Genomic DNA, 1,170 nt, shown 5'->3' on the forward strand with positions numbered 1-1,170 from the left:
GACCGCCGTCGGCGGCCCGGTTGATGTCCTCGAAGAAGACGCCGTACATCGTGTCCTCGATCGCCGCGCCCCTGGCGTCCGGGTCGACGGTGATCGTGTAGTCGGTGGTGTCCTCGGCGTGCGCGGGGGCCGGGACGAGGGCGGCGGCCGTCAGGAGCGCAGTGGCGGTGAGACCGAGTCTGAGGCGGGCGCGGTGGTGCGCGGTGCGTGACATGGATACTCAGCGGCTCTCTCTAGGAGTGGGGTGACTCTAGGAGTGTTCGACATATCGGCCAATGGTCAGCACTTCGAACGGCAAGATAGGGAGGAGGCAGGGGCACGTCAATGGGGCGTGCGACACCGACGACCACGCGGGAACGAGGCGGGATGGGCGGGTTCTGGCCGGTACCCGACGTACTGGACTACCTGAGCGGCCGGTGGCGGGCGGAGCGGACCGTGCGCGACCTGGCGGGCGGCGACCGGGGGCGCTTCGAGGGGACGGTCGTTTTCGGCCCGCTGGAGGGCGGCGGTCTGCTGCAGCGGGAGTCCGGCGACTTCACCTGGCGGGGCGTCACCCGGCCGGCCGAGCGGACCCTGCGCTTCCTGCCCGGCCCGGGCGGGACCGCGGACGTACGGTTCGCGGACGGCCGCCCGTTCCACGCCCTCGACCTCACCACCGGCCGGTACGTCGCGGACCACCCCTGCTCCGCCGACCTCTACCGGGGCGAGTTCACCGCCCGGGACGCGGACCACTGGCGGACCCTCTGGCGGGTCCGCGGCCCCGCGAAGGACCTGGAGCTCACCACGGACTACGCACGCGCGGACTGAGCGAACACGCCTTCGAGGCGCAGCTTCCAGCGGCCCGCCCGGCCGGCCACACCGACCGTCGACAACGGCCGCACGTCGATGTTCCAGTACGCGGCGGGGGGCGCCTTGAGCACGTACAGCAGGGCCGCGCGGATCACGGACGGCTCGGCCACGGCCACGACCCGGCAGTTCTCCTCGGCCGGCCGGGTGTCCAGCCAGCCGCCGACCCGGCCGATGAAGTCGAGCAGCGACTCGCCGCCGTGCGCAGTGGACCTCGGGTCGGCGAGCCAGGCGTCCACCGCCTGCGGCTCCCGCGCCATCGCCTCGCCCAGGGTCAGACCCCGCCAGCGGCCCATGTCGCATTCCCGCAGGGCCAGTTGCACC

3 protein-coding genes are annotated in these 1,170 nt (G+C 73.1%); 1 reads left to right on the plus strand and 2 read right to left on the minus strand.

The features are described from left to right. Positions 1-214: hypothetical protein (locus ACFW3F_RS25540; RefSeq protein WP_388062510.1), on the minus strand; the 214-nt coding region annotated here is incomplete at its 3' end. A gap of 152 nt (positions 215-366) precedes the next feature. Here ACFW3F_RS25540 and ACFW3F_RS25545 point away from each other — a divergent pair. Beyond that, a complete protein-coding gene (locus tag ACFW3F_RS25545; protein ID WP_142171858.1) occupies positions 367-807 on the plus strand; it encodes a DUF6314 family protein in 441 nt (146 codons plus the stop codon). On the opposite strand, the gene ACFW3F_RS25550 is transcribed toward ACFW3F_RS25545, so the two are convergent. After that, positions 789-1,170 (minus strand): histidine phosphatase family protein (locus ACFW3F_RS25550; RefSeq protein WP_388062512.1); only part of this gene is annotated, 382 nt, incomplete at its 5' end. The two genes, ACFW3F_RS25545 and ACFW3F_RS25550, sit on opposite strands and share 19 nt — an antisense overlap.

The sequence above is a fragment of the Gordonia sp. NPDC058843 genome (genome assembly GCF_042743165.1).
Lineage (GTDB): Bacteria > Actinomycetota > Actinomycetes > Mycobacteriales > Mycobacteriaceae > Gordonia.

Bases quoted from the DNA above. Each gene is read 5' to 3' on its own strand.
- ACFW3F_RS25545 (WP_142171858.1), top strand. From the start codon at position 367: ATGGGCGGGTTCTGGCCGGTACCCGACGTACTGGACTACCTGAGCGGC.